This window comes from Klebsiella sp. YJ (assembly GCF_002108615.1).
Taxonomy (GTDB): domain Bacteria; phylum Pseudomonadota; class Gammaproteobacteria; order Enterobacterales; family Enterobacteriaceae; genus Klebsiella; species Klebsiella planticola.
This window is the reverse complement of record NZ_MTEG01000083.1, coordinates 1-2,129: the sequence shown is the minus strand read 5'-3', so window position 1 is coordinate 2,129 and position 2,129 is coordinate 1. Positions and strand designations below refer to the sequence as shown.

1 protein-coding gene is annotated in these 2,129 nt (G+C 55.2%); it reads left to right on the top strand.

Features of this window, described 5'->3' with window-relative positions:
- Window positions 1-2,129 (top strand): Cu(+)/Ag(+) efflux RND transporter permease subunit SilA (gene silA, locus BV390_RS30190; RefSeq protein WP_085397638.1); only part of this gene is annotated, 2,129 nt, incomplete at both ends.

The window sequence follows — 2,129 nt, the reverse complement described above, 5'->3', positions numbered from 1 at the left end:
TATGCCCTTGTCGATCGCAACGGAAAACACGACCTTTCAGAACTGCGCTCTCTGCAGGACTGGTTCCTGAAATTTGAGCTGAAAACCATCCCGAACGTGGCTGAGGTCGCTTCGGTTGGCGGCGTGGTGAAACAGTACCAGATTCAGGTCAATCCGGTAAAACTGTCCCAGTACGGTATCAGCCTGCCCGAAGTGAAACAGGCACTTGAATCGTCTAACCAGGAGGCCGGTGGCTCATCCGTTGAAATGGCCGAAGCGGAGTATATGGTCCGTGCCAGCGGTTATCTTCAGAGCATTGATGATTTTAATAACATCGTCCTGAAAACAGGTGAGAACGGCGTGCCGGTTTATCTGCGGGATGTTGCCCGCGTGCAGACCGGGCCCGAAATGCGGCGTGGTATTGCCGAGCTGAACGGCCAGGGAGAAGTCGCTGGCGGCGTGGTGATCCTGCGGTCGGGTAAAAATGCGCGCGACGTTATCACGGCAGTGAGGGATAAACTGGAGACGCTGAAGGCCAGCCTGCCGGAAGGCGTTGAAATCGTGACCACCTACGATCGCAGCCAGTTAATCGACCGGGCGATTGATAACCTCAGTTCCAAACTTCTGGAAGAGTTTATCGTGGTGGCCATCGTCTGTGCTCTGTTCCTGTGGCACGTACGTTCTGCCCTGGTGGCGATTATCTCTCTGCCGCTTGGCCTGTGTATCGCCTTTATCGTCATGCACTTCCAGGGACTGAACGCCAATATCATGTCGCTGGGAGGGATAGCGATTGCCGTCGGTGCGATGGTGGATGCCGCCATTGTGATGATTGAAAATGCGCACAAACGGCTTGAGGAGTGGGATCATCAGCATCCGGGTGAGCAGATTGACAACGCCACCCGCTGGAAGGTGATTACCGACGCCTCCGTGGAAGTGGGACCCGCGTTGTTCATTAGCCTGCTGATCATCACCCTGTCCTTTATTCCTATCTTTACCCTGGAAGGGCAGGAAGGTCGTCTGTTTGGCCCGCTGGCATTCACGAAAACGTACTCCATGGCGGGAGCGGCCGCACTGGCCATCATCGTCATTCCTATTCTGATGGGATTCTGGATCCGGGGGAAAATTCCTGCCGAGACAAGTAACCCCCTGAACCGGGTGCTGATCAAAGCGTATCATCCTTTGCTGCTGCGGGTCCTCCACTGGCCAAAAACAACCCTGCTGGTTGCGGCCTTGTCCATTTTCACGGTTATCTGGCCACTGAGTCAGGTGGGCGGTGAATTTCTGCCGAAGATTAACGAGGGCGATCTGCTGTATATGCCGTCGACCTTGCCTGGCGTCTCTCCGGCAGAAGCTGCAGCGCTCCTGCAGACAACAGACAAGTTAATCAAAAGCGTTCCTGAAGTGGCTTCTGTATTTGGCAAGACCGGTAAAGCAGAGACCGCAACGGATTCCGCGCCGCTCGAAATGGTGGAAACCACGATCCAGCTCAAACCTGAGGATCAGTGGCGTCCCGGCATGACAATTGACAAGATTATTGATGAACTCGACAGGACAGTCCGTTTACCGGGTCTGGCAAACCTCTGGGTGCCGCCTATCCGTAACCGTATTGATATGCTCTCAACCGGGATCAAAAGCCCGATAGGTATCAAAGTGTCCGGGACTGTTCTGTCCGATATCGACGCGACGGCGCAGAGTATCGAGGCGGTAGCCAAAACCGTGCCTGGCGTGGTGTCTGTCCTGGCTGAGCGACTTGAGGGCGGGCGCTACATCGATATCGATATCAACCGGGAGAAAGCCTCCCGCTACGGGATGACGGTAGGTGATGTCCAGCTGTTCGTCTCTTCAGCAATCGGAGGTGCTATGGTGGGTGAGACGGTTGAAGGGGTGGCCCGGTACCCTATTAACATTCGCTACCCGCAGGATTACCGGAACAGTCCGCAGGCGCTGAAACAGATGCCGATCCTGACCCCGATGAAGCAGCAGATCACGCTGGGCGATGTCGCGGATATTAACGTCGTTTCTGGACCAACCATGCTGAAAACCGAAAATGCCCGGCCAGCCAGCTGGATTTATGTTGATGCCCGCGGCAGGGACATGGTGTCGGTGGTTAACGACATTAAGACGGCCATCAGCGAGAAAGTGAAACTGAG